Here is a 24,608-nt window from a genome sequence, read left to right on the forward strand (position 1 = left end):
GCCGACGGGCCCTCCAGCTCCGTTAGGCTGGACCCAACCGCAGAACTCGACCGTGAGAAGGCTGGCGATCTGAGAGTGTCACAGAAGACACAGAACCCGGAGACCCCGGAGTTCGGTCCCAATCAGTGGCTCGTGGACGCGCTCCGCGAGCAGTGGCAGCAGGATCCCGCGAGCGTCGATCCGAGCTGGGCGGAGTACTTCTCCGCCGGCCCGGGCCCCGCCGCGACGACGTCCGCGACCCGCGAGGCGGGTGCCGACCCCGAGCCGTCCTCCCCCGCGCCCCCGGCGCCGGCAGAGCCCGCTGAGCCCGCCGAGCCCGTCGAGCCTGTGCAGGCCGCCCCCGCGGCGCCCGCACCGGCACCGGCCCCGAACCCCGAGCCCCCGCAGCGAGCGGCCGCCCCGGCGACGACGACGTCGTCGGCCCCCGCCGCCTCCCGTCCCTCCTCCGCGCCCGCGAGGCCCGCGGAGGCCACCACGCCCGTGAAGGAACCCGCTCCCGTGAACGCCTCGCCCTCGTCGGCCCCCGCACCGAGGACCACCGCCGTCTCCACCACGTCGGACCGTCCCGCGAAGGTCCCCACCTCCACCGCGCAGATCCCCGCCGTCGAGCTCCGCGAGCCCGAGATCGTGAAGCTGCGCGGCCCGGCCGCCGCCGTCGTGCGCAACATGGACGAGTCGCTGGCCGTGCCGACCGCGACCTCGGTGCGCGACGTGCCGGTGAAGCTGATGTTCGACAACCGCATCGTCATCAACAACCATCTCAAGCGCCACCGCGCCGGGAAGGTCTCCTTCACCCACCTGATCGGCTGGGCGATGATCGAGGCCATCAGCGAGGTCCCGGACATGAACAACGGCTTCGACGTCGACGAGAAGGGCAAGCCCGTCCTCCTCGCCCGCGAGGACGTGAACTTCGGCCTCGCGATCGACATGCCCCGGCCCGACGGCTCCCGCGGGCTCGTGGTCCCGAGCATCAAGGCCGCGCAGCGCTTCGACTTCCACGGGTTCTGGAAGGCCTACGAGGAGGTCGTGAAGAAGGCGCGCGCCGGCCGTCTGACGATGGACGACTTCTCGGGCACGACGGTCTCGCTGACCAACCCCGGCGGCATCGGCACCGTGCACTCGATCCCCCGCCTCATGAGGGGGCAGGGCGTCATCGTCGGCGTCGGGGCCATGGACTACCCCGCGCAGTTCCAGGGCGCGAGCCCGGCCACCCTCGCCGATCTCGCGATCTCGAAGGTCATGACGCTGACCTCCACCTACGACCACCGCATCATCCAGGGCGCCGCCTCGGGCGAGTTCCTCAAGGTCATGTCCGACAAGCTGCTGGGGCGCGACGGCTTCTACGACCGCGTCTTCACCGCGCTGCGGATCCCCTACCAGCCGGTGCGCTGGGTCCCGGACAACCCCTTCAAGGACTCGAAGTCCGAGCGCCTCGCCCGGGTGATGGACCTGATCCACGCCTTCCGCGTGCGCGGCCACCTGATGGCCGACACCGACCCGCTGCAGTACCGGGTCCGCCACCATCCCGACCTCGACGTCGAGACCTACGGCCTGACCCTGTGGGACCTCGACCGGATCTTCCCGACCCGGGGCCTCGCCGGCAAGGAGGAGATGCCGCTGCGCGACATCCTCGGCGTGCTGCGCGACGCCTACTGCCGCACCATCGGCGTGGAGTACATGCACATCTCCGATCCCGAGGAGCGGCTCTGGATCCAGAAGGCGATGGAGACGCCCCGGCGCCCGTTCGAGAAGTCCGAGCACCGGCACATCATGGACCGGCTGAACGCGGCGGAGGCCTTCGAGACCTTCCTGCAGACGAAGTTCGTCGGCCAGAAGCGCTTCTCCCTCGAGGGCGGCGAGTCCGTCATCCCGCTGCTGGACACGGTCCTGCACGAGGCCGCCCACGCGGGCATCGACGAGGTCTGCATCGGCATGGCGCATCGCGGCCGCCTCAACGTCCTGTCGAACCTCGCCGGCAAGAGCTACGGCCAGATCTTCCAGGAGTTCGAGGGCAACATGGGGCCGGGCCTGGGCTCCGGCGACGTGAAGTACCACCTGGGCACCGAGGGCACCTACAGCGCCCGCGACGGCGAGTCCACCAAGGTGTACCTCGCGGCGAACCCGTCCCACCTGGAGGCCGTGAACCCGGTGCTCGAGGGCATCGCGCGCGCCAAGCAGGATCGTCTGGAGCGCCCCGAGGACTTCCCGGTCGTCCCGATCCTCATCCACGGCGATGCGGCGTTCGCGGGCCAGGGCGTGGTGACCGAGACCCTGAACCTCTCGGAGCTGCGCGGCTACCGCACCGGCGGCACCATCCACGTCATCATCAACAACCAGATCGGCTTCACGACGCTGCCGGACTCCTCGCGCTCGTCGTACTACTCGACGGACGTCGCGAAGTCGACGCAGCTGCCGATCTTCCACGTCAACGGCGATGATCCCGAGGCCTGCGTGCGGGTCGCCGAGATCGCCTTCCGCTACCGCGAGAAGTTCCACCGCGACGTGGTCATCGACATGGTCTGCTACCGCCGCCGCGGTCACAACGAGGGCGACGACCCCTCGATGACCCAGCCGCAGATGTACAAGCTGATCGGCGACCTGCCCAGCACCCGCAAGCAGTACATGGAGACCCTCATCCAGCGCGGCGACCTCACCGAGGACGAGACCGCCGACCTGGTGCGCAACTTCCAGGAGCACCTGGACCAGGCCTTCGCGGCCACCCGCGCGGACTCCGCCCCGTCGGATGCGGACCCGGCCGCCAACGTGCAGGGCCTGGACCTGCCCGTCGCCCAGCGCCCGGCCGCCGCGGCCGACCGCGACGAGGCCACCGCCGTGGACGCCGCCGTCATCGAGCGCATCGGCGCCGCGCATGTCGAGGTGCCCGAGGGCTTCACCGTGCATCCGAAGCTCGCGCAGCTGATGCAGAAGCGCCACCAGATGTCGTCCGAGGGCGGCATCGACTGGGGCTACGGCGAGCTCCTCGCCTTCGGCTCGCTGCTCATGGAGGGCCGACGGGTCCGCCTCGCCGGACAGGACTCGCGCCGCGGCACCTTCGTGCAGCGGCACAGCGTCCTGATCGACCACGAGAACGGCGAGGCCTGGACCCCGCTCGCGAACCTCTCGGAGGACCAGGGCCGCTTCAACGTCTACGACTCCTCGCTCTCGGAGTTCGCAGCGCTCGGCTTCGAGTACGGCTATTCCGTGGAGAGCCCCGACGCCCTGGTCCTGTGGGAGGCGCAGTTCGGCGACTTCGTCAACGGCGCGCAGACCATCATCGATGAGTTCATCTCGGCCTCCGAGCAGAAGTGGGGGCAGAACTCCGGCGTCGTGCTGCTGCTCCCCCACGGCTACGAGGGCCAGGGGCCGGACCACTCCTCCGCCCGCATCGAGCGCTTCCTGCAGCTGTGCGCGGAGCAGAACATGCGGGTGGCCGCGCCGTCGACCCCGGCGAGCTACTTCCATCTGCTGCGCCGCCAGGCGAAGACGGAGCCCCGTCGTCCGCTGATCGTCTTCACGCCGAAGTCGATGCTGCGCAACAAGGCCGCCGTCAGCGCGGTCGAGGACTTCACCACCGGCGGGTTCCAGCCCGTCATCCCCGACACCGAGGTGGACCCGGCGCGCGTGCGCCAGGTCATCCTCGCCTCCGGCAAGGTGTACTGGGACCTCGTCGCCCGCCGCCGCAAGCTCGAGCGCGACGACGTGGCGATCGTCCGCCTCGAGCAGCTGTACCCGCTGCCGGTCGACGAGCTGCACGCGGCGCTCGACCAGTACCCGGGAGTCCCCCTCACCTGGGTCCAGGAGGAGCCGGAGAACCAGGGCGCCTGGGGCTACATGGCGATCAACTTCGCCGTCGCCGTCGGCCGCACCCTGCGCGTCGCCGCCCGTCCCGCCTCCGCCTCGCCGGCGACCGGGTCGAACTCGGCCCACAAGGCCGAGCAGGAGGACCTGCTGGAGCGCGCCTTCGAGGTGTGACCCCTCGGCGCGTCCCCGGGCCGAGCCCGGGGACGCGCCGATACAGTCGAAGCCCCGTCCCCTGCTCAGGAGGTTCCGGTGCCCGCTGCACCCACGACGACCGATCCCGTCCAGGATCCGAGGATCCGGATCATCGCTCTCGGCGACGAGCTGCTCGCCGGGGTCGGCGACGCCCGCGCGATGGGGTGGATCGGTCGAGCCGTCGCCAGCGAGCAGGGCGCACGGAGCCCTGTCGAGCTGTTCGTCTCGGCCCTCCCGCAGGAGACCTCCGCGCAGCTGTCGGAGCGCTGGGACGAGGAGGTGCGGCTGCGCACCGATGCCGAGGGCCAGGCCGAGGGCACGGTGGACCATCGGGTCGTCCTGGCCCTCGGACGGGCCGATGTGCCCGAGGGCCTCTCCCTGGCGCGCTCCCGTCTGAACCTCGCGAAGGTCCTCGACGGCCTCGAGCGGCTGCGGGTGCCCGCCTTCGTCGTCGGTCCCCCGCCGAGCCGGGACCGCGGGCTGACCGCGTCGATCCGCGAGCTCTCGGGGGCGTACGCCGACGTCTGCGCGCGCCGCCGGATCCCCTACATCGACATGGTCGCCGGTCTCGAGGGCCATGAGCAGTGGGAGGGCGACCTCGCGCGCTCCCGCGGCGATCATCCCGGGCAGACGGGATACGGGCTGATGGCCTGGCTGGTCCTGCACGGGGGCTTCGGCGCCTGGCTCGGCACCTCCTCCTGACCGCGCGCGTGAGCGCCGTCTCGGCGGACTCCGTCTCGGCCGACGTCCGCGGTGTGGCAGAATTGCCGGGTTGCCCAGGCGAAGGAAAGGAGAGCGTGATGAGCAAGCGCGGACGCAAGCGCAAGTCTCGCCGCAAGAGCGGCGCCAATCACGGCAAGCGCCCCAACGCCTGACCCGTGATGTCGATGAGGGCCCCTCCCGCTGCGGGAGGGGCCCTCATCGCATGTCCGGGCCGCTCAGTCCGGGCCGCTCAGACCGGTCCGTTCAGACCTGACCGCTCCAGCGGGCGCTCGTGACCTGCACGGTGGTGGTGCCCTCGGCGGTGCTGCGGGTGACCTCGACGCTGCGGCACTGCACGGCGATCCGCTCGCGCAGGGCGCTCGGCGCGGCCTCGCAGCAGCTGCGCCGCACGAGGTCCTTGAGCTGGCGCAGCATCTCGAGCTCGTCGGCGCATTCGGTGCAGTCCTCCGCATGCGCGATCATCCGCTCGACGAGCTCACGGGGAAGCTCCCCGTCGACCGCTCCCTCGAGCCCGAAGCGCAGGTCCTGCGCCTCCTTCCGCACGGTGTCCCGCACATGGCGCTGGGCGCCCGTGCTGTCGCTCTCCTGGTTCACCGCTCCTCCTTCCCGGGTTCCCCGGTCCGCGCGTCGGCGCTCCGGCGCAGGTATCCGCTGCGCTGCGCATGGTCCTCCAGCAGCTCGCGCAGCTGGCGTCGGCCGCGATGCAGGCGGGACATCACGGTCCCGATCGGGGTCTCCATGATCTCGGCGATCTCCTTGTACGCGAAGCCTTCGACGTCGGCCAGGTAGACCGCCATCCGATAGTCCTCCCGCAGCTGCGCGAGGGCGTCCTTGACCGCGGAGTCGGGGAGCTTCTCGAGCGCCTCCGTCTCGGCGGAGCGCAGGCCCCGGCTGCTGTGGGACTCCACCTCGGCGAGCTGCCAGTCCTCGACGCTGTCGCTCCAGGCCTCCTTGGGCCGCCGCTGCTTCTGCCGGTAGGTGGAGATGTAGGTGTTGGTCATGATCCGGTACAGCCAGGCGCGCATGTTCGTGCCCGGGGTGAACCGCGCGGCGGCGCGGAAGGCCTTCATGAAGGTCTCCTGGACCAGGTCCTCCGCGTCCTGCGGGTTCCGGGTCATGCGCAGCGCGCCGCCGTAGAGGGAGTCCAGGTGCGAGAGCGCCTCGGACTCGAAGTCGAAGTCCGCCGCGCCGTCCTCGACGAGGAGACGACGGGCGTCGGGGGCCGCGGGATCGGTGAGGTCGGCGCCGCCGGGGAGGCCGGCGTCGTCGGGAGCCGTCGCGGGCGACGGGGCGGGGCCGGACTCCGGCGCGTCCTCGGTCCCGGGGCTGGGTGCGGTGTCGGTCGGGGTCATCGCGTCCCAACCTACGCCAGGGCCGCCGGGACAGGGGCGCGCGGCGTCGAGAACTGCCGTGGTCATCCTCGCTGCATCCTCCGGGTCGTCGCGTTCGTCGTGCGGACGGTGCCCGCCGACGGCCGGCGGGTCCGTCGGGTGCAACGCGCCCGGCGCCCCGCGTGTTCCCGGAGCACAGGGTCCGCGCCGTGAACTGCGCGATAGGGTGAGCTCCGGTGACCGGGATTTCCCGGTCGCCGGCCAACGACAGACGCTCTCGAACGTGAGGACACCATGGCCCTGGTCCGCCGCATCGCCCGTCCCCTTCTCGCCGCCCCCTTCGTCGTCGAGGGAGTGCGCACCGCGCTGCGCCCGGAGCGCAGCCTCGATGTCCTCCCGCAGGCGTTCTCCGCAGCGGACTCCGCCCTCGGGAAGTCCTCCGTCCCCGCGATCGTCGACTCCCGCACGATCCTGCGCGCCGCGGGCCTGCTGGCCGCCGGCGCCGGCGTCGCCTACGCGGCGGGTCGCTGCCCGCGCGGCGCCGCCGCCGTGCTGCTGGCCACCACGACCGTCGGCTGGGCCGGCCGCCGGAGGATCTGGGAGCTCAGCGGTGAGGAGCGGCTCCAGGAGCTGCAGTCGATCGTCACCGACGCGGGCCTGCTCGGCGGCGTCCTGCTCGCCGTCGTCGACCACGACGGCAAGCCGTCCCTGGGCTACCAGTTCGAGCAGTTCGTCGACCGTGCGCAGAAGAACGCCGCGCAGAAGCAGAAGGAGATCGGGAAGCGCACCGCGGCGCTGGAGAAGAAGGCGAAGAGCACCGTCAAGGATGCCCGCACGTCCCTCTCCGTTCAGCAGGGCTGACTCCGTGACCACCGACGTCCTCTGGAGCGCGCCCGTCGCGAAGTCCCCCGTCGACGCGCTCGTGCGCGTCCCGGGCTCGAAGTCCCTCACCGCCCGCTGGATGCTGCTCGCGGCCCTCGCCGACTCCCCCGCGCTCCTGCGCGGGGCGCTGGTCTCGCGGGACACGCGGCTCATGCGCGATGCCCTCGAGCGCCTGGGCGCCGTCCTCGTCCCGGCGGACGACTCCCTGCGGGTCGACCCGATCCCGGCGCCGACGGCCGAGCCCGCCGCCCCGATCGAGATCCACTGCGGCCTCGCCGGCACCGTCATGCGCTTCGTGCCCCTGCTCGCGGCCCTGCACCACGGCGACGTCCGCTTCACGGGCGACGCCGCCGCCCTCGCCCGCCCCATGGGCCCGGTCATCCAGGTGCTGCGCGCCCAGGGCGTCGAGGTCACCGAGCACGGCGAGCCCGGGTACCTGCCCTTCACCGTCCACGGGACCGGCCGCCTCCCCGGCGGCCGGGTCGAGGTCGACGCCTCCGCCTCCAGCCAGTTCATCTCCAACGCGCTGCTGATCGGCGCGCGCTGCGAGCAGGATCTCGAGCTCGTCCACGTCGGCGAGGTCCTCCCCTCGCTCCCGCACATCGAGATGACGGTCGAGACCCTGCGGGAGGCCGGCGTCGACGCCGCCTTTGCGCCCGACGAGGCGGGCCGCCCCCGCTGGATCGTGCGCCGCGGTGCTCTCGCCGTCGGCGATGTCGTCGTCGAGCCCGATCTGTCCAACGCGGGCCCGTTCCTCGCCGCCGCCATGGTGACCGGTGGGACGATCGCCGTCGCCGACTGGCCCGAGGCCACCACTCAGCCGGGCGACGCCTATCGGGATCTCCTGGAGCGCATGGGCGCCGAGGTCTGGCGCGACGAGGACGGCGCCCTCTGCGTGCGCGGCACCGGCACCATCCGCGGTCTCGACGCGGACCTCTCGGCGACCGGCGAGCTCACCCCCACGATCGCGGCGCTCGCGGCCCTCGCGGACTCGCCGAGCCGCCTCACCGGCGTCGGCCATCTCCGCGGCCACGAGACCGACCGCCTCAAGGCCCTCGCCACCGAGCTGACGAAGATCGGCGCCCCCACCGCGGAGCTCGAGGACGGGCTGGAGATCCGGCCCGAGGAGCTGCACGGCGCGGTCTTCGAGACCTACGAGGACCATCGCCTGGCCACCGCCGCCGCGGTGATCGGCCTGCGCGTCCCCGGCGTGCAGGTGGTCGACGTCGCCACCACCCAGAAGACCCTCCCGGACTTCGTGGGGATGTGGCTGTCGATGCTCCACACCGACCTCCCGGAGGGCGGCCAGCCGTGAGCGGACGGTCGGCCCGCGACTACGACGAGTCCGACGTCCGCGTCCGACCCAGCCGTCGCGGGTCCCGACCCCGCACCAAGGACCGCCCCAAGCACGAGGACGCGGTCCTCGCCCGGGTGGTCTCCGTGGACCGCGGCCGCTGGCGCACCGTCGTCGGCGCCGGCGGTCCCGAGGAGCGCACCGTCATCGCGATGCGCGCCCGCGAGCTCGGCCGCTCCCCCGTGGTGCCGGGCGATCTCGTGGGCCTCGTCGGCGACGTCTCGGGCCGCGACGGATCGCTCGCGCGGATCGTGCGGATCGAGGAGCGGCGCTCGTTCCTCCGCCGCAGCGCCGATGACGACGACCCCAGCGAGCGTCCGCTCGTCGCCAACGCCGACCTGATGGTGATGGTCACCGCCGTCGCCGATCCCGAGCCGCGCGGCGGCATGATCGACCGCTGCCTCGTCGCCGCCTACGTCGCGGGCATCGACACCCTGCTCGTGCTCACCAAGGCGGACCTGCGCGCGCCCGAGGAGTTCCTGCGCACCTACGCGCCGCTGGGCCTGCGCCATGTGGTCACGCGCCAGGAGGCCGACGGCACCATCGCCGGGCTCGACGCGCTGCGCGAGCATCTCGACGGGCGCATCAGCGTCCTCATCGGGCACTCCGGCGTCGGGAAGTCGACGCTGCTGAACGCCCTGGTGCCGGGGGCGGGACGCGCCATCGGACGCGTGAACGACGTGACCGGCCGCGGACGGCACACCTCGTCCTCGGCTCTTGCCCTGCGCCTGCCCGACTCCGACGCCTGGGTGATCGACACGCCGGGCGTGCGCTCCTTCGGCCTCGGCCATGTCGCGCCCGAGGAGCTCCTCGACGCCTTCGAGGATCTCGCGGCCCTCGCCGAGCACTGCCCCCGCGGCTGCACGCACCTCGAGGACGCCCCCGACTGCGCCCTGGACGCGCTCGTCGCCGACGGCGGGGCCGGCACCGCGGGCCCCGCCCGGCTCGCGTCCTATCGTCGTCTCGCGGTGGCGCTGCGGGCCAACGACCCCTGGGACGTCTGAGGCGCCGGAGGCCCCTGGGAGATCCGAGGCGGCCGGGAGGTCGGAGGCCGTCACCCCCGCGTCGTTCCCCGGCAGGTGCCGGACCGCGCCCTAGAGTTGGGCCATGTCCAGCCGATACGCCGAGGATCTGCGCCTCGCCCACGTCCTCGCGGACGCCGTCGACCAGCTGACGATGTCCCGCTTCAAGGCGCAGGACCTGCAGGTCTCCACGAAGCCCGATCTGACCGAGGTGACCGACGCCGACCGCGGGGCCGAGGAGCTGATCCGCGCGCAGCTCAAGCGCTCGCGCTCACGCGATCAGGTCATCGGCGAGGAGTTCGGCACCACGGGGTCCTCGCCGCGGCAATGGGTCATCGACCCCATCGACGGGACCGCGAACTTCGTGCGCGGGGTCCCGGTGTGGGGCACGCTCATCGGCCTGATCGAGGACGGGGAGCCCGTGATCGGCCTGGTCTCGGCGCCGGCGCTGTCCCGCCGCTGGTGGGGCGGGACCGGAGCGGGCGCCTGGACGGGGACGCGCATCACCAGCGCCTCCGCCCTGCGGGTCTCGACGGTCGACGACATCGCCGAGGCGAGCCTGTCGTACGCCTCCCTCGACGGCTGGGCCGACGACGATCGCCTCCCGCAGATGCTGAACCTCATGCAGCGCTTCTGGCGCACCCGCGCCTACGGCGACTTCTGGTCCTACATGCTCGTCGCCGAGGGCGCCGTCGACGTCGCCTGCGAGCCCTCGCTCGCCCTGCACGACATGGCCGCGCTCGTCCCGATCGTCACCCAGGCCGGCGGCCGCTTCACCTCCCTGGCCGGGGAGCCCGGCCCCTTCGGCGGAAGCGCCGTGGCGACCAACGGTCCGCTCCACGAGGAGGTCCTGGCGGCTCTCGCCCCGCGCGAGCCCCGCGCCTGATCGCACGCGGGACGGTCGCCCCGGACTCCCTCGGCGTCGGGTCGCTAGACTCGGCCTGTCGTGACCCCGAACCCTGAAGGGACCCCTACGCCATGACGATCAAGCGCGTCGCACTGCTCACCGCCGGAGGCTACGCCCCCTGCCTGTCCTCCGCCGTCGGCGGCCTCATCGAGCGGTACAACGAGCTGGTGCCCGATGTCGAGATCATCGCCTACAAGCACGGCTACTGGGGCCTGCTCTCCGGCGAGAAGATCGTGGTCGACGACGAGGTCCGCGCGAACGCCCATGTGCTGCACAACTACGGCGGCTCCCCCATCGGCAACTCGCGCGTGAAGCTGACCAACACCGCGAACCTGGTCGAGCGCGGGCTCATCCAGGAGGGCGAGAACGCCCTCGAGGTCGCCGCCAAGAAGCTCATGGAGGACGGCGTCGACGTCCTGCACACCATCGGCGGCGACGACACCAACACCACCGCGGCGGACCTCGCGAAGTACCTCCACGACAACGAGTACGACCTCCAGGTCGTCGGCCTGCCCAAGACGATCGACAACGACATCGTGCCGATCCGTCAGTCCCTCGGCGCGAAGTCCGCCGCCGAGCAGACCAGCATCTTCGCGCAGAACATCATCGCCGAGCACGGCTCGAACCCGAAGATGCTGATCATCCACGAGATCATGGGCCGCGCCTGCGGCTACCTGACCGCGCAGGCCGCCGAGTACTACCAGCAGTGGCATGCCCAGCAGACCTGGCTGCCCTCGATCGGCCACAAGGCCGAGCGCTGGGACGTGCACGCCGTGTTCCTGCCCGAGCTCGCCCTGGACATCGACGCCGAGGCCGCGCGTCTGAAGACCGTCATGGACGAGACCGGCTGCGTGAACATCTTCCTGTCCGAGGGCGCCGGCATCCCCGAGATCATCGCCGAGATGCAGGCCCGCGGCGAGGAGCCGGAGAAGGATCCCTTCGGCCACGTCAAGATCGACAAGATCAACCCCGGCCAGTGGTTCGCCAAGCAGTTCTCCGAGAAGCTCGGCGCCGAGAAGGTCATGGTCCAGAAGTCCGGCTACTTCTCGCGCTCCGCGAAGGCCAACGCCGACGACCTGCGCCTGATCAAGTCGATGACGGACCTCGCCGTCCAGGTCGCGCTCGAGGGCGGCTCCGGCCTCATCGGCCACGACGAGGAGCAGGGCAACATCCTGCGCGCCGTCGAGTTCTCCCGCGTCGCCGGCCACAAGGCCTTCGACATCACCCAGCCGTGGTTCGAGAAGGTCATGGAGCGCACCGGCCAGGAGATCGTCCCGGCCGCGGCCCACTGACGACGCGTCCCCGCTGACGGCGCGCCCTCGGCGCCCCGTCGCCCTGGTTCCGCACCGGGGCGGGAGGGGATGATGGGCCGATGAGCCCCTCCTCCCCTGCCCGCCCGCGGACCTGGCGCCGCACCCTGCGCGCGCTCGCCCTCACCGGGCGGGCGCGCGCAGCGCATTCCGGAGCTGCCACGGCATCCACCGCTTCCACCGCGTCCACCGCGTCCGCACTGTCCGCACCGTCTGCAGGCGAGGGGCCGGACGCGCCGGGGCTCGGCCCCGTCGGCCGGGAGCTGCGGGCTGACGACGGCCCGTGGGATTGGCACCGCCGTCCCCGCCAGGGCAGGCTCGGCGACTGCTGGGTGATGGCCTCGATGCTCGCCGTCCACGAGACCGCTCCGGAGCGCCTGCGGGCGCTCGTCGTCGACGCCGACGGGCCCGGAGGGGTCGCCGACGCAGGCAGAACCGTCGGAGCCGGCAGAACCGTCGGAGCCGACGGGGCCGACGCACAGCCGCGGGCTGCGCTCGTGCGCCTGCCGGGCGTCGCAGGACCGATCCGCGTGGAGCGGACGTTCCCCGTCGATGCGGAGGGGCGCTTCGTCTATGCCCACGGCGACGGCGGCGGCCCGGGCTGGGCGGGCACGCTCGAGAAGGCGATCGCTCTCCACGTCGCCGGCGGCTACGGGTTCCTGCAGCGGGGCATCGCACGCTACGGGCTCCAGCTGCTGCTGGGACGGACGGGGCGCACACTGCTGCGCATGCCGTCGGCCGCGACCCTGGCCGAGTGGCTCGAGGAGGGGCGGGCGATCACCGCCTCGACGCATCCGCTGAGCCCTCGGATGGGCACCGAGCAGGGCCCCCTGGCTGCGAGCCACGTCTATGTGGTCGTCGGTGCCGATCCGCGGACCGGGCATGTCCTGCTGCGCAATCCGGTGCGTCCCGCCCGCGTGCTGCGGATCGATGCGCGGACCCTGCGTCGCGGATTCCTCTCACTGGACGTGACGGCGCCGCTGCGCCCCTGAGACGCGCGCACCCGGCGTCCGTCGTCGGGCCGACGACGGGCCGTCGTCGGGCCGACGACGGGCCGTCGTCAGGCCGACGCCGTGCGTCATCCGGTGCACCGTCCGGCGCACCGTCGTCGGGCGCGCTGGCGGCACCCGACGACGGTGCGAGCTCAGCGGCGCGGGTCGGCCTTGGCGAAGACCTCGAGCCAGGCGTCGGCGATGAGCCGGTGACCGGCGATCGTCGGGTGCACACCGTCCTCGGCGATGCCGGCCGGCGTGTGCCCGACCGCCCAGGCCTCTTCGAGGACCTCCTCGAGGTCGACCACGGGATGGCGGAACTCCTTCGCCAGGCGGCGGACGATCGCTACCTTCTGGTCGAGGTCCGCGTGGAAGCTGGCCTTCTCCTCGTCGATGTCCGCGACGAAGGGGATGATCATCAGGACCGGGGCCGCGGGGCGGCGGGCGGAGAGCTGGTCGAGGAGGTGGCGGTAGCCGCTCTCGAAGTCCTCCTGGCTGACGGGGTCGTTGTGGCTGAACCCGTGCCAGGTGTCGTTCACGCCGATGTACACGGTCACGACATCGGGTTCGAGGTCGAGGCAGTCCTCGTCGAAGCGGGCGACGAGGTCGCGGACCTTGTTGCCGCTGATGCCGCGGTTCACGACGGTCGCGGTGGGCTCGTGGGCGGCGAAGTGCTCGGCGAGCAGGCGCACGTACCCGTAGCCGAGGCCGTCGGGATCGTCGTTGCGCCCGCAGTCGGTGATGGAGTCCCCGATGAACAGCAGCGTCCGGGGATCAGGGAGCTTGTCCGTGGTCATGCGCAGATTCTGCCAGAGCCGACACCGCCGCCCCGAGGGCGTTCACCGGGGCCGGTCCCCTTCCGGGGAGCGATCGTGCGCGCCGCGCCGGGGATAGCAGAAGGCCCTCGATCGATATCTCGATCGAGGGCCTTCGTCTCGTAGCGGGGGCAGGATTTGAACCTACGACCTCCGGGTTATGAGCCCGGCGAGCTACCGAACTGCTCCACCCCGCGGCGACTGGTTCTACTTTACGTCATCCCAGCTCGGAGGTCCAATCCGGGAAGGGTGACCTCCGACTCCTCCCGAGGCGCCGGCGTCGCGCCGGCCTCGAGGTCGGTGTGCCGCCCTCCAGGCGAGCGCCTGTTTCCGGGAACAGCAGAAGGCCCTCGATCGAGATCTCGATCGAGGGCCTTCGTCTCGTAGCGGGGGCAGGATTTGAACCTACGACCTCCGGGTTATGAGCCCGGCGAGCTACCGAACTGCTCCACCCCGCGGCGACATGGACGACTCTATGACGCCGCGGGGCGGAGGGCCAGCCGAGAGGCCTCGAACGTGCGACATGACACGTTCATGCCCCTGTCACCAGCTGGTTCGGCTGCTCGATCCGGTCCGTCCCCTCTCAGTGCGGTCCGTCCGCGCTCACCCCTCGCCGCCGTCGCTCGCACCGGTGGCGGTGCCGTCGCCGTTGAGCTCCTGATTGGCGGCGATGGCCCGGTTGAGCGCGTCGGCGAGCTGGTCCTGGGCGTCGCCGTAGGCATCCCAGTCCCCGTTGGCGAGGGCCTCGTCCGCCGCGGCGATCGCCGTGTCGGCATCGGCGAGGGCCTGGTCGAGGCGCTCCTGGGCGGAGCCGGATGCGGCGCCCGTGGAGGTGCCGTCGGTGGAGGTGTCTGCGGTGGTGTCGTCGCCCTCGGTCGCGGCCTCGCCGTCGCCCGGATCCACAGTGGCCTCACCGGTCTCGGTGTCGGCCGTGCCGCTGGAGCCGCTGGTGTCGGTCACCGCCGCGTCGCCGGCGTTCGCGCCCGAATCGCCGCCGAAGACCAGGTCGAGCGCTTCGTCGAGCGTCGGCGCGAAACCGATCTTGTCGCCGAAGGACACGAGCACCATCTGCAGCAGCGGGTACTGCGTGCCGCCGCCGGAGGCGGAGGACTGCAGATACACCGGCTGGACGTACAGCAGGCCGCCGCCGATCGGGAGGGTGAGCAGGTTGCCGTTGATGACCTCGGAGTTGCCCGACTTCAGCAGATTCAGGGCCTGCGAGACGTTGGGCTCCGCGTTGAAGGTCGCCTGCACCTGGCCCGGACCGTTGACCGGGTTCGAGGCCGGCAGCACCAGCAGGGTCAGATTCCCGTAGTCCTCGGAAGGGTTGCCGGAGACGTTGCCGGTCTCCGAGTTCACCGCGAGGAAGCCGGTGAGCACGTTCTGACCGTCGGCCGGGATGTAGCTCGAGGAGAGCGAGAAGCTCGGCTCGTCGGTGCCGGGCATCTGCAGGCTCAGGTACATCGGCGGCTGCGCGGCCTGCACGCTGGTCGTGCCGTCGGCGTTGGTGGTGGTCTGCGCCGTCGGGTCCGGGGGCGTCTGCCAGAAGTCCTGCTGGCCGAAGAAGTCGTCGGCGTTGGTGACGTGGTAGGTCGCCAGCAGCTCGCGCTGCGCCTTGAAGTAGTCCGCCGGGTAGCGCAGGTGGCTCATGAGCGCGTCGCTGATCTCGGAGGAGGGCTGGACCGCGTCGGGGAAGATCTCCTCCCACGCCTGGAGGATCGGGTCTTCGGTGTCCCAGGCGTAGAGCGTCACGGAGCCGTCGAAGGCGTTGACCGTCGCCTTGACCGAGTTGCTCATGGAGTTCGCCGAACGATCGCGGTACTGGGCGGAGGCCCCTGCGCTCGTCTGCGAGTCCTCGATGACCTGGTCGAGGTCCACGGAGGTCGCGTACGGGTAGCGATCGGTGGTGGTGTATCCGTCGATCACCCAGACCAGCTCGCTGTCGACGACCGCGGGGTACATCTGCGAGTCGAGGGAGAGGAAGGGCGCGACCTCGCGGACGCGCTCCTGCGGGCCGCGGTCGTAGAGGATCTGCGAGTCCTCGTTGACGTACGAGGAGATCATGATGTTCGCGTCGCGGAACTTGATCGCATACAGCAGACGGTTCACCAGCGAGCCGATGCTCGGCCCGCCCTCGCCCTGGTAGGTGTTGTTGACCTGCTCGCCGCCATCCTCCCCGTCCGTCACGGACTGGTAGTCGAACTCCTCCGGAGTGCTGCCCTCGGGAGCGCCGACGATGGAGTAGTCCGGCGAGTAGCGGCCGAAGTACACGCGCTCCTCGTACTCGCCGAGCTCGCCGGAGCTGGGGACTCCGGACTGCAGGAACACGGGCTCGCCGTCGGAGCTGCGGAGGTTGCCGTAGGCGGCGGCGGTGCCGAAGCCGTGCGTGTAGATGATGTGCTGGTCGACCCAGGAGCGCGTGCTCAGGTTGAACTTGTCGGGCCGCAGCTCGCGGACGCCGATCACGGTGTCCTGGAGCTCGCCCTCGATCTCGTAGCGGTCGACGCTGAGGACGTCGTCGAAGCCCCAGTAGGCGCGGTTGGCCTCGCGCTGCTCGAAGGTCGGCGAGATGATCGCCGGGTCCATGAGGCGGATCTGCGCGGTGGTCTGGGCGTCCTCGCGGAGGGCCCCGGCCTCGGTATCGGTGGACGGCGAGTAGGACACCTCGTCCACGGCGTCGAGGCCGAAGGAGGTGCGGGTCGCGTCGATGTTGCGCTGGATGTAGGTCTGTTCGAGGGAGCGCTCGTTGGGGGTGACCTGGAAGCGCTGGATCGCCCACGGATAGAGGCTGCCGACCACGATGGTCGCCAGGATCATCAGCCCGGCGCCGACCGCCGGGATGCGCCAGTCGGCGCGGAAGATCCACACCACGAAGAGGGCGGCCACGACGATCGCGGCGATCGCGAGGATCGTCTGGGCCGGGAGGATCGCGTGCACATCGGTGTAGGAGGCGCCGGTGAAGCGGCTGTGCTCGTTGACGAGCAGGTCGTAGCGATGGAACCAGTGCCCGAGGCCCAGCAGCACCACGTAGATCGTGGCGAGGATCCCCAGGTGCTGGCGGGCGGCGCGCGTGACCTCGAGGCCGCTCTCCTGGCCCCAGGCGACGCCGCCGTAGACGAAGTGGCCGATGAGCGCGCCGACGATGGCGACCAGGCACACGAATTGGCCGAAGGACAGGGCGATGTCGATCAGCGGCAGGGTGAAGACGTAGAAGCCGATGTCGAGGCCGAAGACGGGATCGACCTCGCCATAGGTCTGCGGATGCAGGAACAGCTGCACGTCCTGCCAGCTGCGGGAGGCGGCGAGGCCGCCGAAGGCGCCGATGATCAGCGGCGCGGCGACGGTGATCCCCCGGCGCAGCGGATCCACGGCGGAGCGGAACTGCTCGAGCGCCTCCTGCTCGCGCGTGACCGGCGGGTAGACGGGCCGACGGCTGTAGGCGATCCGCAGGCTCACGTAGAGCGGCGCGGCGAACAGCAGGAAGCCGACCACGAAGAGGATCGCCTGCGTCCCCCAGCGGGTCAGCAGGACATCCGTGTAGTCGAGCTGATCGAACCAGAGGTACTTCGTCCACACCTCCGACGCGATCAGCAGCAGGACGACGAGCGCGCCGAGCACGAGCGCCGTCACCGCCACCGGGGAGAGACGCGGGCGCGACGGCGGCTCGGGAGCCGGTCGCGGGCGGGAGGCGTCGCCGTACGGCGCGGAGAAGCTCACGTAAATCCTCAGGGACTCATGGAACGGCGCCGTCGTCGCATCGGATCCGTCGCGACGGACCTGCACCTGCTCCGGATACAGTGGGGCGCCGCCACCGAAGCGGCGGCCCACCCATTCTGTCAGGTCGAGCACGGAAGTAGGCTCTCGTTTCGATGACGACCCCCGATCAGGACCCCCTGGATCCCGCCACCGCGGCCCTCGCCGCCGGCGTGCTCGACATCTGCCGTCATGTGGACGACGCCCCGCTGCGCGCTCCGCGCTGGTTCGCCCTCGCCCGCAGCTCCGCCCTGCTGGCCTCCTCCCCCGCTCTGGCCTCCCTGCTGGGCGGGGAGGACGCTCCCGCGGCCGACGATCTCGAGCTCACCCCCATCGAGCTCGACGAGTCCACGGGCGCCCCCGCCTCGGCCCTGGGTGCGTCGGATCCGCTCGACGGCCTCTCCCGCATCCTCTGGCCCGATCTCGCCGCCGGCGGGGCCCTCGCCTGCGACCTGGCGCCCGATCGCTGGAGCCTGCGCGACGGCACCGACGATCGCGCACTGCCCGCGGACCGGCCGCTGCGCATCGTCGTCGGGGCGCTGGCCGACGGCACCACCTGGTCGGCGCTGCGCCGGGCGGACGGGGACGGCTACGTGCTGGGGGCCGCGCTCGTCCCCGCCCTGACCTCGGCGCTCCTGCAGACCCTGCAGGAGACCGAGGCCGGCTGACGGCCTCGCTCACGACGCCGTCGCGAGCGACCCTCCGAGGGGCGCGGCGGCGGTGAGCGCGTCGTCGTCCCCCGCCTCCCCGTCGACGATCTCGAGGGAGGAGCCGCCGATCCCCGGCGAGGGGCTCAGGACCTCACCGGTCTGGAAGTCGACGTCGGGCAGGTCCTGAGTCCGCAGCGGCTTGGTGAAGACGGCGGTGCCGTAGGTCAGGTCGTGCCCGAGGGCCTCGGCCTGCATGACCAGCTGCACGTGGCGCACGTCCTCGGAGTCGGTCCACTCGCTGCTGCTCAGGCGCCCGGTGACGACCAGCGGCTGCCCCTTGCGGACCGAGGCCATCAGGTTGCGCGCGAGGTTGCGACGCGCGTAGACGGTGATGAATTCGGTCTTGCGGTCCTCGAAGCTCTTCTTGGAGATGTCGAAGTAGCGGCCGGTGACGGCGATGCGCACCATCGCGCTGGGGGTGCCGTCGGGCATGTCCCGGCGGCTCGGATCGCCGGTCGCGTTGCCCATCAGGGTCGTCAGGATGCGCCAGCACGAACTCCGGGCTTCATGGTCACGTCGATGCTGCGCTCGTCGTTGAAGTCGACGACGACCTTCTCGACGGCGCGGGCGAGGAGCGCTCGCCGGTGGGAGGTGGGGAGGATGTGCCAGTCCGCGACGAGGCTGACGACGGCGTCGTGCATGGGTGGGACGACCTGCTCGGCGGTCGCGGCTTCGAGGGCTTCGCGGGCGGTGGCGAGCTTCTGCTCGAGCGCGGGCGCGGCGGCGCTGTAGGCGTCGGCGCTGATGATGCCCTCGGCGAGCTGCACGGCGAGCCGGCCGAGCGACGTCTTGTGCTGCTGGATGGCGCGCTTCAGCGTCGCGGTGTCGACGGTGATGGTCGGCGTCTCGGGCACGGCGAGGGTCGTGATGTGCGCGGCGGTCTCGATCAGCTTCTCGTGGACGGCGGTCTCGACGGCGGGTGCCGGGGCCTGGACGTAGGAGTGCTTCCCGGTGAAGCGGGAGGAGTAGCAGCGGTAGTAGAACCAGCGTCCGCGGGCGGACGCGCCGGTGAGCTTCCTCCCGCAGACGCCGCAGTACACGAGCCCCGCGAGGAGGTACTCGGACGCCTCGGATCGCGGCGCCGCGGCGCGCTTCTTCCGCGCCTGCCTGTACGCCGCGTGCTCGGCCTCGGTGATCAGCGGTTCGTGCGCGCCGGGATGCACCTGGCCCAGGTAGTGGACCTTCCCGACGGCGAACTCGCGGTCCATGATCTGGCGGAGGTTCCCCGCGGTCCAGATGTTGGAGCCCGTGGCGGTGGGGATCCCCTGCGTGTTCAGCCAGATGCAGAGGGAGTAGAACGTCTCCCCGGCGGTGAACCGCCGGTAGAGGTCGGCGAAGACCGGCCCGGTGACGGGGTCGGGGACGTACATCTTCTGCTCGGCGTTGTAGACGTAGCCGAACCGGACCCTGCCGTCATGGGGCAGCCCTTGCCGCACTCGGCGGGCCTGTGCTTCCTTCCACTGGTCGCCGGCGCGCTCGGACTCGAACGCCGCGATCTCGATCATCATCCCGCGCGCGAGCCGGCCGATCGACGTGGAGGTGTCGATCGGCTCGGTCGCCGACTCGATCCGGCCGCCGGCCTCCTGGGCCCGGTCGGCCGCGAGGTACCAGTCGAGCCGGTTCCTGGACAGCCGTGACCACTTCCAGAGGATGATCACGTCCGCGGTACCGGACTCGACGGCGTCCATCACCGCCGCGACGCCGGGCCGGTTGAACGTCCGGCCGGAGAGGCCGGGGTCGGACTCCATGCCGACGACGGTGTAGCCCTGCTGGGCCGCATACTCGCGTCCCGCGGTCTCCTGCAGCTCGAGCGAGATCGACTCCTCCCGGAACGTCGACTGCCGAAGGTAGATCACCGCACGCTCGCCCCGGGACGACCGGGACCGCGAGCTCACGACAGCTCCAACGTCATGTCGCGCCCGCCCTCGACCTGGGTCCACCGCATCGTCAGGTTCCCCCACGAGTACTCCCCGCCATCGAGCGTCGCCCCCGCAGACGTGAACCCGTCGTACGAGTACTCGGCCCACGCGCGCGCCGGCGGATCGAGCTCGAGCAGCACGCACTGCCTCGAGAACGACGGATAGACCGTGCCCGGCAGTGTCAGCACCCCGTCCGCATCCGTCTGCACATCGTCGATCCCGCACGCGACCACCGCCGCGTCGAGATCCGCCGCCGTGAACACCAGCTCCCCCGCCTCCTCCTCGGCCGCCGCCGCGCTCGCCGCGCCGGCGGAGCGCTCGCCGAGGACGTGGCCGCCGAGGAAGGCACCGCCGCCGAGGAGGATCCCTGCGGCGATCGTGCCGACGGCGATGATGATCGCGGCGGTGCTGCTGATGGTGATCCCGCGTGCCGGCGGGCGTCCGGCGGGGATGGGCCGGGGCGCGGTGGTGCTGGGCGACGACATGGCTGCTACTCCTGGTCGGTCGAGAGGGTGGTGCCCGGATCGTAGGCCGACGGCGGCCGTGGGCGGCGGCAGTCCGTCTCAGGTCTGATGGTCGGGGTCGAGGGGATCCTGGCCCGCGCGCGCGAGGTCGAACAGCTCGTCGGCGCGCAACGCGCTGATGCGCGCGCGGAGCATCCGCGGGGTCACGGTCAGCTCGAGCGCGATCTCCTCCACGCTCAGCGACCAGGAGACCGCGTCGAGGAGCCGGTCCCAGGGGATCAGCCGGCGCGCGGCCTCGACATCGACGGCGTGCTCGACCGCGGGACTGCACCGGGTCGTGTGCCCTTCCTCGAGGTGGACGAGCTCGTGCGCGAGCGCGGACCGCCGCTCTGCCTGGAGCAGTCGCCGCCGGATCCGGATCCTGTCGACCCCGTTGGTCTCGGCGAGCCGCCCGGCCGGGAGGTCGTCGACATCATCGACCTGGACGTGCGGCCACCGGCCGGCGAGATGCCGCCAGGGCTCGTAAGCCTCCGCGACCTCCCGATCCTCACGCATGACCGGGACCGTACGGTCCCCGTCCGACAGGGCAGACACCTCAGGCCGGATCGTCCGACCCCGAATCCTGCGACTCCTCGCCCCTCACCGCGGCCTCGGCGTCGAGCTGATCGAGCTTGCTGCCGTCTTCGTCCTCGTGCGCCGCCCACGGCTCCTTGGCCGCGGGCGGCGCCGAGCGCTCGCCGATCGAGTGGATCAGAGGCCGCACGACGGTAAGCCCATCTGGCTGAGCATCACCATCCATCGGGCCGCCGTCGCGCGGAGGTCGGGCTGGGTCGTCGTGCTGCGTGTCGTCTCCACTGTCCATCTCCCTGAGGACCGCGAGGAGGATCCTGCGGTCACGGTCGGAGAGCTCGGGGTCCCGCGCGATCGCGACGGCGGCCCGGGGATCTCCGGCGGTCGAGTCGTGAACACCCATCGCGCCGAGCGCCGCAATGGCAACGTCGCGCTCCGGAAGATCGAGCCCGGCGCTGAGCGCCCGGATCGTCTCGATGCTGATCGACTTGATCGGCTCCCGCTTCAGCCTGGCGACGTAGGCGTGAGAGATCGTCCGGCCCATCCGGTCGTCGACGCGGCGAGCGATCTCGCGCAGCGTCCAGCCCCTCGAGTCCTCGACGGACTGGATGAGCTTTCCGAGCGGGTGCAGTGCGTTCACAGTGGGAATCCTCGGCAGGCACAGGGGTCGATGGCGAATGCCCCGGATACCGACACGCGGGAATCCGCTGGGCACTAAGAGTGTCCCAGATGATCTAGTCGAACATACGTCCAATGAGGCCACGCGCCGATAGCCCGCCGACACGCCGCCACTTGCAAGTGGACACCAAAGGATGCATGCTGGACTCTGTCAGTGGACACTCGGACTCGGAGGAAGTACAGTGCATCTCGTCACCGCCCCCTACCACGTTGGAGCGATCTGGATGGAGCTCATCAACCGCGACAAGCTCGTGCGACGCATGGAGAAGCTCAACGTCTCCCAGCGCGAGCTCGCGCGAGCTGCCGGATGGAAGTCCCACAGCTACATGCGCCGCCTCATCACCGGCGAAGCGAGCACCCTGAACACCGACCCCGCACTGCGCATCGCCCACTACCTGCACCTCGACGTCGACGACATCTTCATGACCCGAGTGGACTCCGACCGAGCACGGGCGGAGCCTCCCAAGACCCACAGGCGGGCCACCTCGGCGCCGCGCGCTCGCCGGAAGGACGTGGCCTGATGACCGCCGATCAGACCGCCTCGTGGACGCCCCTGCTCTTCCGTGAGGTCACGGGCGTGCCGTTCGACGAGGACGGCGACCTCGTCGCCAAGGACCTCGCCTACGCGACCACCGCGGTCGAGAACGCGAAGCGCTGGGCCGAGCGGGGCCTCATCCCCTTCCAGGAGGCCCAGCTCCGAGACGCCCGCAACGCGATCGCGCGCATCGACCAGATCCTCGCGAAGCACACCGGCGCCGCGCTCGCCGTGGCCCCCACTGACTCCTGAACGCAGAAGCGCCCCCGCCGTGCTGGGCGGGGGCGCTGACACCGAAGTGCATCTACCTGATCGGAAGGATATCCCATGAACGACCTGACTCTGTTCCAGTACGGCGTCCACGAGGTGCGCACGATCGACGTCGACGGCGAACCCTGGTTCGTCGCCTCCGACGTCGCCAAGATCCTCGGGTACCGCATGGCCTCGGACATGACCCGCCGCATCGACGGGGAGGACAGGGGTACGCGCTCAGTGCGTACCCCCTCCGGCGACCAGGACATGACCGTCATCTCCGAGCCTGGCCTGTACGTCGCGGTGCTCGGGTCCAAGGTCCCCGGCGCTCGGGACTTCAAGCGCTGGGTCACGCACGAGGTGCTCCCCTCGATCCGCCGGACCGGCGGCTACGGCGCGCCCGCCGCCGCGCTGACCGACGACGAGATCGTGCACCAGGCGCTGACGATCACCGCCCGGAAGGTGCAGGAGCTCGAGGCGACGATCGCGGTCCAGCAGCCGAAGGCGGATGCGTGGGACCACATCGTGTCCTCGGAAGGCTCGTGGTCGTTCGAGGAGGCCGCGAAGGTCCTCTTCGAGCAGGGCGTCGTGCAGATCGGGCAGCAGCGCCTGGTCGCCCGCCTCGTCGAGTGGGGCTACCTCTACCGCGACTCGAAGGACCGCCCGCACACCTACCAGCGCTACCTCGAGCAGGGCCTGTTCGTGGCGAAGGCCCGCACCTACACCGACCAGCGGACCGGCCTGCGCCGGGCGTCGTCGGCGCCGCAGGTGCGGATCACGGGGAAAGGCCTCGACATGCTCCACCGCCGGTTCCGCGCGGGCCAGCTCGTGCTGCCGGGAGTCCCGGCATGAGCGCCGCGCCCGCCCCGACGCCGGCCCGCTCCTCGAAGCGGCCCCGCCGCGGCCGCCCCCGTCTCCTCCGCGACCTGCTGATCGCGATCTCGACCCCCACCCCGCAGTCCCACCGGAAGGAATCCCGCTGATGTCCACGATGAAGCTGGTTCGAGAGCAGGTGCAGGCGGGGATCGATGCTCGCCTCGCGACTCCTCCGCTCGAGTGCGACGAGATGAAGCGGATCCTCGCGGCCGCGGGCGCTCGGATGCTCGGCCTCGACGGCGCGAGCGTCGAGGAGGCCGCACGGCAGGCCGTCTGCGCGGGCGGCCCCTCGGTCGAGCAGCTCGAGCAGATGATCCGTGCTCGCCGCACCGCCGCGGCCGGCCACGCGGAGGTGGCGGCATGAGCGCCCTCCGCAAGAGCAACCCCTACGTCGACGGCGCGATCGACGCCGCTCGCCGCGATGTCCGCGGCCGGATGAAGGCCTGGGCCTCGGACGCCCCGGCGGGCGTGATCGCCACGGCGATCCTCACCGTCGGCGACGCGCTCCTCGCGCTCGCGTTCGAGCAGCACCAGCGGAACCGCCTCGCCGCGATCACCGCCCGCGAGAAGGGCCTCCCCCTCCCCGACGACCTCGCCGCGCTCGCCGCCGAGGGTGCCGCTCCCGCGGCCGCCGCCGAGGACGGTGAGGCGGCGTGACCGGACGAGTGCTCCCGCTGTCGCGTCGGCCGCGGCCGCGTCGGATCCGGGTCCAGCAGATCGGGCTGCCCCCGGTCGAGCGCTGGCTGGTCGTGTGCGACTGCACGGCCCAGGTCCGCCTCGCGGATCGGGAGGCGGCACGCGCGTGGCGGCGCCGGCACCAGGCCGAGCACACCCGCGTCGAGGCCGCCCACCCCGCCCGCGGCGCCCGCTCGCCCGAGGACGGTGGCTCCCGATGAGCGTCCTCATGCTCGCCGTCGACCTGGCCGTCCGTGGGGTCCTCGCCGTCGTGATCGTCGCATCGCTGGCCGCGATCGTCGTCCTGGTGTGGGACCTGTACGCGGGCCCGACGGCCCGCCTCGCCGACGACCGCGCCCGCGCTGCCGCTCGGCGGGGTGAGGGGGGCATGGACGCGTGAATCGTCGTCGGTCGTCGGTGTCGCTGCGCCCGCAGAAGCCCTCGCCGCTGTGCGAGTCCTGCGGGGGCGACGTCTGGTGGGCGTGGGGCCTGTCCGGGAAGGTCTGGACCCCCCTCGCCCCCGAGCGACACCCGATCGACGGCAACTACGGCACCTACGAAGTCTGGCCCGACCAGTACGGCGGCCTCCTCGCCCGCTACCTCCCACCCGGCACCCGCGGCGTGCAGGTCGGCTCCTGGCGAGGAGTCCACCACAACGCCGCATGCGGCCACTGGCGCACCCAGGCCACGACCGCACTGGTCCGCGAAGCGCTCGCCGCGGTCCCGGTGATGCCCGACGGCGAGCTCCTCGCCCTCGGCGCACGCCTCCGCGAGGTCCAAGAGGGGATCACGCGGGAGATCAGGTCCCGGGCCATGACCCGAGACAACGAGAACGAACAGGAGTAGC

Annotated in this window: 28 protein-coding genes and 2 tRNA genes; 19 read left to right on the plus strand and 11 right to left on the minus strand. The window is 71.5% G+C overall.

Annotated features, from left to right (window positions below; all coding sequences use genetic code 11):
- The first annotated feature begins 75 nt into the window (after positions 1-75).
- The 3 genes from ACXET9_RS06965 (at position 76) to ACXET9_RS06975 (ending at position 4,868) form a co-directional block, all read left to right on the plus strand.
- Positions 76-3,972 (plus strand): multifunctional oxoglutarate decarboxylase/oxoglutarate dehydrogenase thiamine pyrophosphate-binding subunit/dihydrolipoyllysine-residue succinyltransferase subunit, encoded by a 3,897-nt coding sequence (locus tag ACXET9_RS06965; protein WP_457885764.1) that lies wholly within the window; start codon positions 76-78, stop codon positions 3,970-3,972.
- Positions 3,973-4,050: 78 nt separating this feature from the next.
- Complete coding sequence (locus ACXET9_RS06970) at positions 4,051-4,695, plus strand: GDSL-type esterase/lipase family protein (protein WP_457885765.1); 645 nt, start codon at positions 4,051-4,053, stop codon at positions 4,693-4,695.
- Between the two features lie 98 nt (positions 4,696-4,793).
- On the plus strand, positions 4,794-4,868 hold the full coding sequence (locus ACXET9_RS06975; RefSeq protein WP_370297284.1) for a 50S ribosomal protein bL37: 75 nt from the start codon (positions 4,794-4,796) through the stop codon (positions 4,866-4,868).
- Between the two features lie 91 nt (positions 4,869-4,959).
- Here the strand turns inward: ACXET9_RS06975 and ACXET9_RS06980 are convergent, their stop codons facing one another.
- Positions 4,960-5,310 (minus strand): anti-sigma factor, encoded by a 351-nt coding sequence (locus ACXET9_RS06980; RefSeq protein WP_457885766.1) that lies wholly within the window; start codon positions 5,308-5,310, stop codon positions 4,960-4,962.
- Positions 5,307-6,068 carry a sigma-70 family RNA polymerase sigma factor gene (locus ACXET9_RS06985; RefSeq protein ID WP_457885767.1) on the minus strand — a complete coding sequence of 254 codons (762 nt, stop codon included), beginning with the start codon at positions 6,066-6,068 and terminating at the stop codon, positions 5,307-5,309. The genes ACXET9_RS06980 and ACXET9_RS06985 overlap by 4 nt, the downstream gene beginning before the upstream one ends.
- Positions 6,069-6,341: 273 nt before the next feature.
- Here ACXET9_RS06985 and ACXET9_RS06990 point away from each other — a divergent pair, with 273 nt between their 5' ends.
- The 6 genes from ACXET9_RS06990 to ACXET9_RS07015 all read left to right on the plus strand — a co-directional run bounded on the left by ACXET9_RS06990 (position 6,342) and on the right by ACXET9_RS07015 (position 12,514).
- On the plus strand, positions 6,342-6,908 hold the full coding sequence (locus ACXET9_RS06990; RefSeq protein WP_457885768.1) for a hypothetical protein: 567 nt from the start codon (positions 6,342-6,344) through the stop codon (positions 6,906-6,908).
- Between the two features lie 4 nt (positions 6,909-6,912).
- Entirely contained in the window at positions 6,913-8,244 is a 1,332-nt protein-coding gene (gene aroA, locus ACXET9_RS06995; RefSeq protein WP_457885769.1) for a 3-phosphoshikimate 1-carboxyvinyltransferase, read from the plus strand.
- Complete coding sequence (rsgA, locus tag ACXET9_RS07000; RefSeq protein ID WP_457885770.1) at positions 8,241-9,287, plus strand: ribosome small subunit-dependent GTPase A; 1,047 nt, start codon at positions 8,241-8,243, stop codon at positions 9,285-9,287. The genes aroA and rsgA overlap by 4 nt, the downstream gene beginning before the upstream one ends.
- A 103-nt stretch (positions 9,288-9,390) precedes the next feature.
- Entirely contained in the window at positions 9,391-10,191 is an 801-nt protein-coding gene (locus ACXET9_RS07005; protein ID WP_457885771.1) for an inositol monophosphatase family protein, read from the plus strand.
- A gap of 92 nt (positions 10,192-10,283) precedes the next feature.
- The gene (locus ACXET9_RS07010) at positions 10,284-11,504 is read left to right on the plus strand and encodes a pyrophosphate--fructose-6-phosphate 1-phosphotransferase (protein ID WP_457885772.1); all 1,221 of its coding nucleotides are present in this window, start codon (positions 10,284-10,286) and stop codon (positions 11,502-11,504) included.
- A gap of 80 nt (positions 11,505-11,584) precedes the next feature.
- Positions 11,585-12,514, plus strand: a complete 930-nt coding sequence (locus tag ACXET9_RS07015) for a crotonobetainyl-CoA--carnitine CoA-transferase (RefSeq protein ID WP_457885773.1) — start codon at positions 11,585-11,587, stop codon at positions 12,512-12,514.
- Positions 12,515-12,666: 152 nt separating this feature from the next.
- Here the strand turns inward: ACXET9_RS07015 and ACXET9_RS07020 are convergent, their stop codons facing one another.
- The 4 genes from ACXET9_RS07020 to ACXET9_RS07035 all read right to left on the minus strand — a co-directional run bounded on the left by ACXET9_RS07020 (position 12,667) and on the right by ACXET9_RS07035 (position 17,046).
- Complete coding sequence (locus ACXET9_RS07020; RefSeq protein ID WP_457885774.1) at positions 12,667-13,311, minus strand: SGNH/GDSL hydrolase family protein; 645 nt, start codon at positions 13,309-13,311, stop codon at positions 12,667-12,669.
- A 141-nt stretch (positions 13,312-13,452) separates the two neighbouring features.
- Positions 13,453-13,526, minus strand: a tRNA-Met gene (locus ACXET9_RS07025).
- Between the two features lie 187 nt (positions 13,527-13,713).
- A tRNA-Met gene (locus ACXET9_RS07030) sits at positions 13,714-13,787 on the minus strand.
- A gap of 145 nt (positions 13,788-13,932) precedes the next feature.
- Entirely contained in the window at positions 13,933-17,046 is a 3,114-nt protein-coding gene (locus ACXET9_RS07035) for a UPF0182 family membrane protein (RefSeq protein ID WP_457885882.1), read from the minus strand.
- Between the two features lie 152 nt (positions 17,047-17,198).
- Between ACXET9_RS07035 and ACXET9_RS07040 the strand changes: the two genes are divergently transcribed.
- Entirely contained in the window at positions 17,199-17,750 is a 552-nt protein-coding gene (locus ACXET9_RS07040; protein ID WP_457885775.1) for a PPA1309 family protein, read from the plus strand.
- 9 nt (positions 17,751-17,759) lie between these two features.
- On the opposite strand, the gene ACXET9_RS07045 is transcribed toward ACXET9_RS07040, so the two are convergent.
- From ACXET9_RS07045 to ACXET9_RS07065, 5 genes are all read right to left on the minus strand, one after another.
- The gene (locus tag ACXET9_RS07045) at positions 17,760-18,260 is read right to left on the minus strand and encodes a single-stranded DNA-binding protein (RefSeq protein ID WP_457885776.1); all 501 of its coding nucleotides are present in this window, start codon (positions 18,258-18,260) and stop codon (positions 17,760-17,762) included.
- 8 nt (positions 18,261-18,268) lie between these two features.
- A complete protein-coding gene (locus tag ACXET9_RS07050; RefSeq protein ID WP_457885777.1) occupies positions 18,269-19,648 on the minus strand; it encodes a recombinase family protein in 1,380 nt (459 codons plus the stop codon).
- Between the two features lie 35 nt (positions 19,649-19,683).
- Complete coding sequence (locus ACXET9_RS07055) at positions 19,684-20,196, minus strand: hypothetical protein (protein WP_457885778.1); 513 nt, start codon at positions 20,194-20,196, stop codon at positions 19,684-19,686.
- A 78-nt stretch (positions 20,197-20,274) separates the two neighbouring features.
- On the minus strand, positions 20,275-20,730 hold the full coding sequence (locus tag ACXET9_RS07060; protein ID WP_457885779.1) for an ImmA/IrrE family metallo-endopeptidase: 456 nt from the start codon (positions 20,728-20,730) through the stop codon (positions 20,275-20,277).
- A 40-nt stretch (positions 20,731-20,770) separates the two neighbouring features.
- A complete protein-coding gene (locus tag ACXET9_RS07065; protein WP_457885780.1) occupies positions 20,771-21,385 on the minus strand; it encodes a hypothetical protein in 615 nt (204 codons plus the stop codon).
- A gap of 220 nt (positions 21,386-21,605) precedes the next feature.
- On the opposite strand from ACXET9_RS07065, the gene ACXET9_RS07070 reads away from it, so the two are divergent.
- The 9 genes from ACXET9_RS07070 (at position 21,606) to ACXET9_RS07110 (ending at position 24,607) form a co-directional block, all read left to right on the plus strand.
- Positions 21,606-21,944 carry a helix-turn-helix transcriptional regulator gene (locus ACXET9_RS07070; RefSeq protein ID WP_457885781.1) on the plus strand — a complete coding sequence of 113 codons (339 nt, stop codon included), beginning with the start codon at positions 21,606-21,608 and terminating at the stop codon, positions 21,942-21,944.
- Entirely contained in the window at positions 21,944-22,210 is a 267-nt protein-coding gene (locus ACXET9_RS07075) for a hypothetical protein (protein WP_457885782.1), read from the plus strand. The genes ACXET9_RS07070 and ACXET9_RS07075 overlap by 1 nt, the downstream gene beginning before the upstream one ends.
- Positions 22,211-22,285: 75 nt before the next feature.
- Positions 22,286-23,062, plus strand: a complete 777-nt coding sequence (locus tag ACXET9_RS07080; protein WP_457885783.1) for a phage antirepressor KilAC domain-containing protein — start codon at positions 22,286-22,288, stop codon at positions 23,060-23,062.
- The gene (locus tag ACXET9_RS07085) at positions 23,059-23,193 is read left to right on the plus strand and encodes a hypothetical protein (protein ID WP_457885784.1); all 135 of its coding nucleotides are present in this window, start codon (positions 23,059-23,061) and stop codon (positions 23,191-23,193) included. Before ACXET9_RS07080 ends, ACXET9_RS07085 begins: the two co-directional genes overlap by 4 nt.
- The gene (locus ACXET9_RS07090) at positions 23,193-23,450 is read left to right on the plus strand and encodes a hypothetical protein (protein WP_457885785.1); all 258 of its coding nucleotides are present in this window, start codon (positions 23,193-23,195) and stop codon (positions 23,448-23,450) included. Before ACXET9_RS07085 ends, ACXET9_RS07090 begins: the two co-directional genes overlap by 1 nt.
- Positions 23,447-23,743, plus strand: a complete 297-nt coding sequence (locus ACXET9_RS07095; RefSeq protein ID WP_457885786.1) for a hypothetical protein — start codon at positions 23,447-23,449, stop codon at positions 23,741-23,743. Before ACXET9_RS07090 ends, ACXET9_RS07095 begins: the two co-directional genes overlap by 4 nt.
- The gene (locus ACXET9_RS07100; RefSeq protein WP_457885787.1) at positions 23,740-23,982 is read left to right on the plus strand and encodes a hypothetical protein; all 243 of its coding nucleotides are present in this window, start codon (positions 23,740-23,742) and stop codon (positions 23,980-23,982) included. Before ACXET9_RS07095 ends, ACXET9_RS07100 begins: the two co-directional genes overlap by 4 nt.
- Positions 23,979-24,161 carry a hypothetical protein gene (locus ACXET9_RS07105; RefSeq protein WP_457885788.1) on the plus strand — a complete coding sequence of 61 codons (183 nt, stop codon included), beginning with the start codon at positions 23,979-23,981 and terminating at the stop codon, positions 24,159-24,161. Before ACXET9_RS07100 ends, ACXET9_RS07105 begins: the two co-directional genes overlap by 4 nt.
- Positions 24,158-24,607 carry a hypothetical protein gene (locus tag ACXET9_RS07110; protein ID WP_457885789.1) on the plus strand — a complete coding sequence of 150 codons (450 nt, stop codon included), beginning with the start codon at positions 24,158-24,160 and terminating at the stop codon, positions 24,605-24,607. Before ACXET9_RS07105 ends, ACXET9_RS07110 begins: the two co-directional genes overlap by 4 nt.
- Position 24,608 lies beyond the last annotated feature (1 nt).

Source organism: Brachybacterium netajii (SeqCode), assembly GCF_054114245.1.

Coding starts and splice junctions, on each gene's coding strand:
- ACXET9_RS07075 (WP_457885782.1), top strand. CDS start 21,944: ATGACCGCCGATCAGACCGCCTCGTGGACGCCCCTGCTCTTCCGTGAG.
- ACXET9_RS06985 (WP_457885767.1), bottom strand. CDS start 6,068: ATGACCCCGACCGACACCGCACCCAGCCCCGGGACCGAGGACGCGCCG.
- ACXET9_RS07085 (WP_457885784.1), top strand. CDS start 23,059: ATGAGCGCCGCGCCCGCCCCGACGCCGGCCCGCTCCTCGAAGCGGCCC.
- ACXET9_RS07060 (WP_457885779.1), bottom strand. CDS start 20,730: ATGCGTGAGGATCGGGAGGTCGCGGAGGCTTACGAGCCCTGGCGGCAT.
- ACXET9_RS06990 (WP_457885768.1), top strand. CDS start 6,342: ATGGCCCTGGTCCGCCGCATCGCCCGTCCCCTTCTCGCCGCCCCCTTC.
- ACXET9_RS07080 (WP_457885783.1), top strand. CDS start 22,286: ATGAACGACCTGACTCTGTTCCAGTACGGCGTCCACGAGGTGCGCACG.
- ACXET9_RS07045 (WP_457885776.1), bottom strand. CDS start 18,260: ATGGGCAACGCGACCGGCGATCCGAGCCGCCGGGACATGCCCGACGGC.
- ACXET9_RS07010 (WP_457885772.1), top strand. CDS start 10,284: ATGACGATCAAGCGCGTCGCACTGCTCACCGCCGGAGGCTACGCCCCC.
- ACXET9_RS07105 (WP_457885788.1), top strand. CDS start 23,979: ATGAGCGTCCTCATGCTCGCCGTCGACCTGGCCGTCCGTGGGGTCCTC.
- ACXET9_RS07015 (WP_457885773.1), top strand. CDS start 11,585: ATGAGCCCCTCCTCCCCTGCCCGCCCGCGGACCTGGCGCCGCACCCTG.
- ACXET9_RS07090 (WP_457885785.1), top strand. CDS start 23,193: ATGTCCACGATGAAGCTGGTTCGAGAGCAGGTGCAGGCGGGGATCGAT.
- ACXET9_RS07040 (WP_457885775.1), top strand. CDS start 17,199: ATGACGACCCCCGATCAGGACCCCCTGGATCCCGCCACCGCGGCCCTC.
- ACXET9_RS07005 (WP_457885771.1), top strand. CDS start 9,391: ATGTCCAGCCGATACGCCGAGGATCTGCGCCTCGCCCACGTCCTCGCG.
- ACXET9_RS07095 (WP_457885786.1), top strand. CDS start 23,447: ATGAGCGCCCTCCGCAAGAGCAACCCCTACGTCGACGGCGCGATCGAC.
- ACXET9_RS07020 (WP_457885774.1), bottom strand. CDS start 13,311: ATGACCACGGACAAGCTCCCTGATCCCCGGACGCTGCTGTTCATCGGG.
- ACXET9_RS07055 (WP_457885778.1), bottom strand. CDS start 20,196: ATGTCGTCGCCCAGCACCACCGCGCCCCGGCCCATCCCCGCCGGACGC.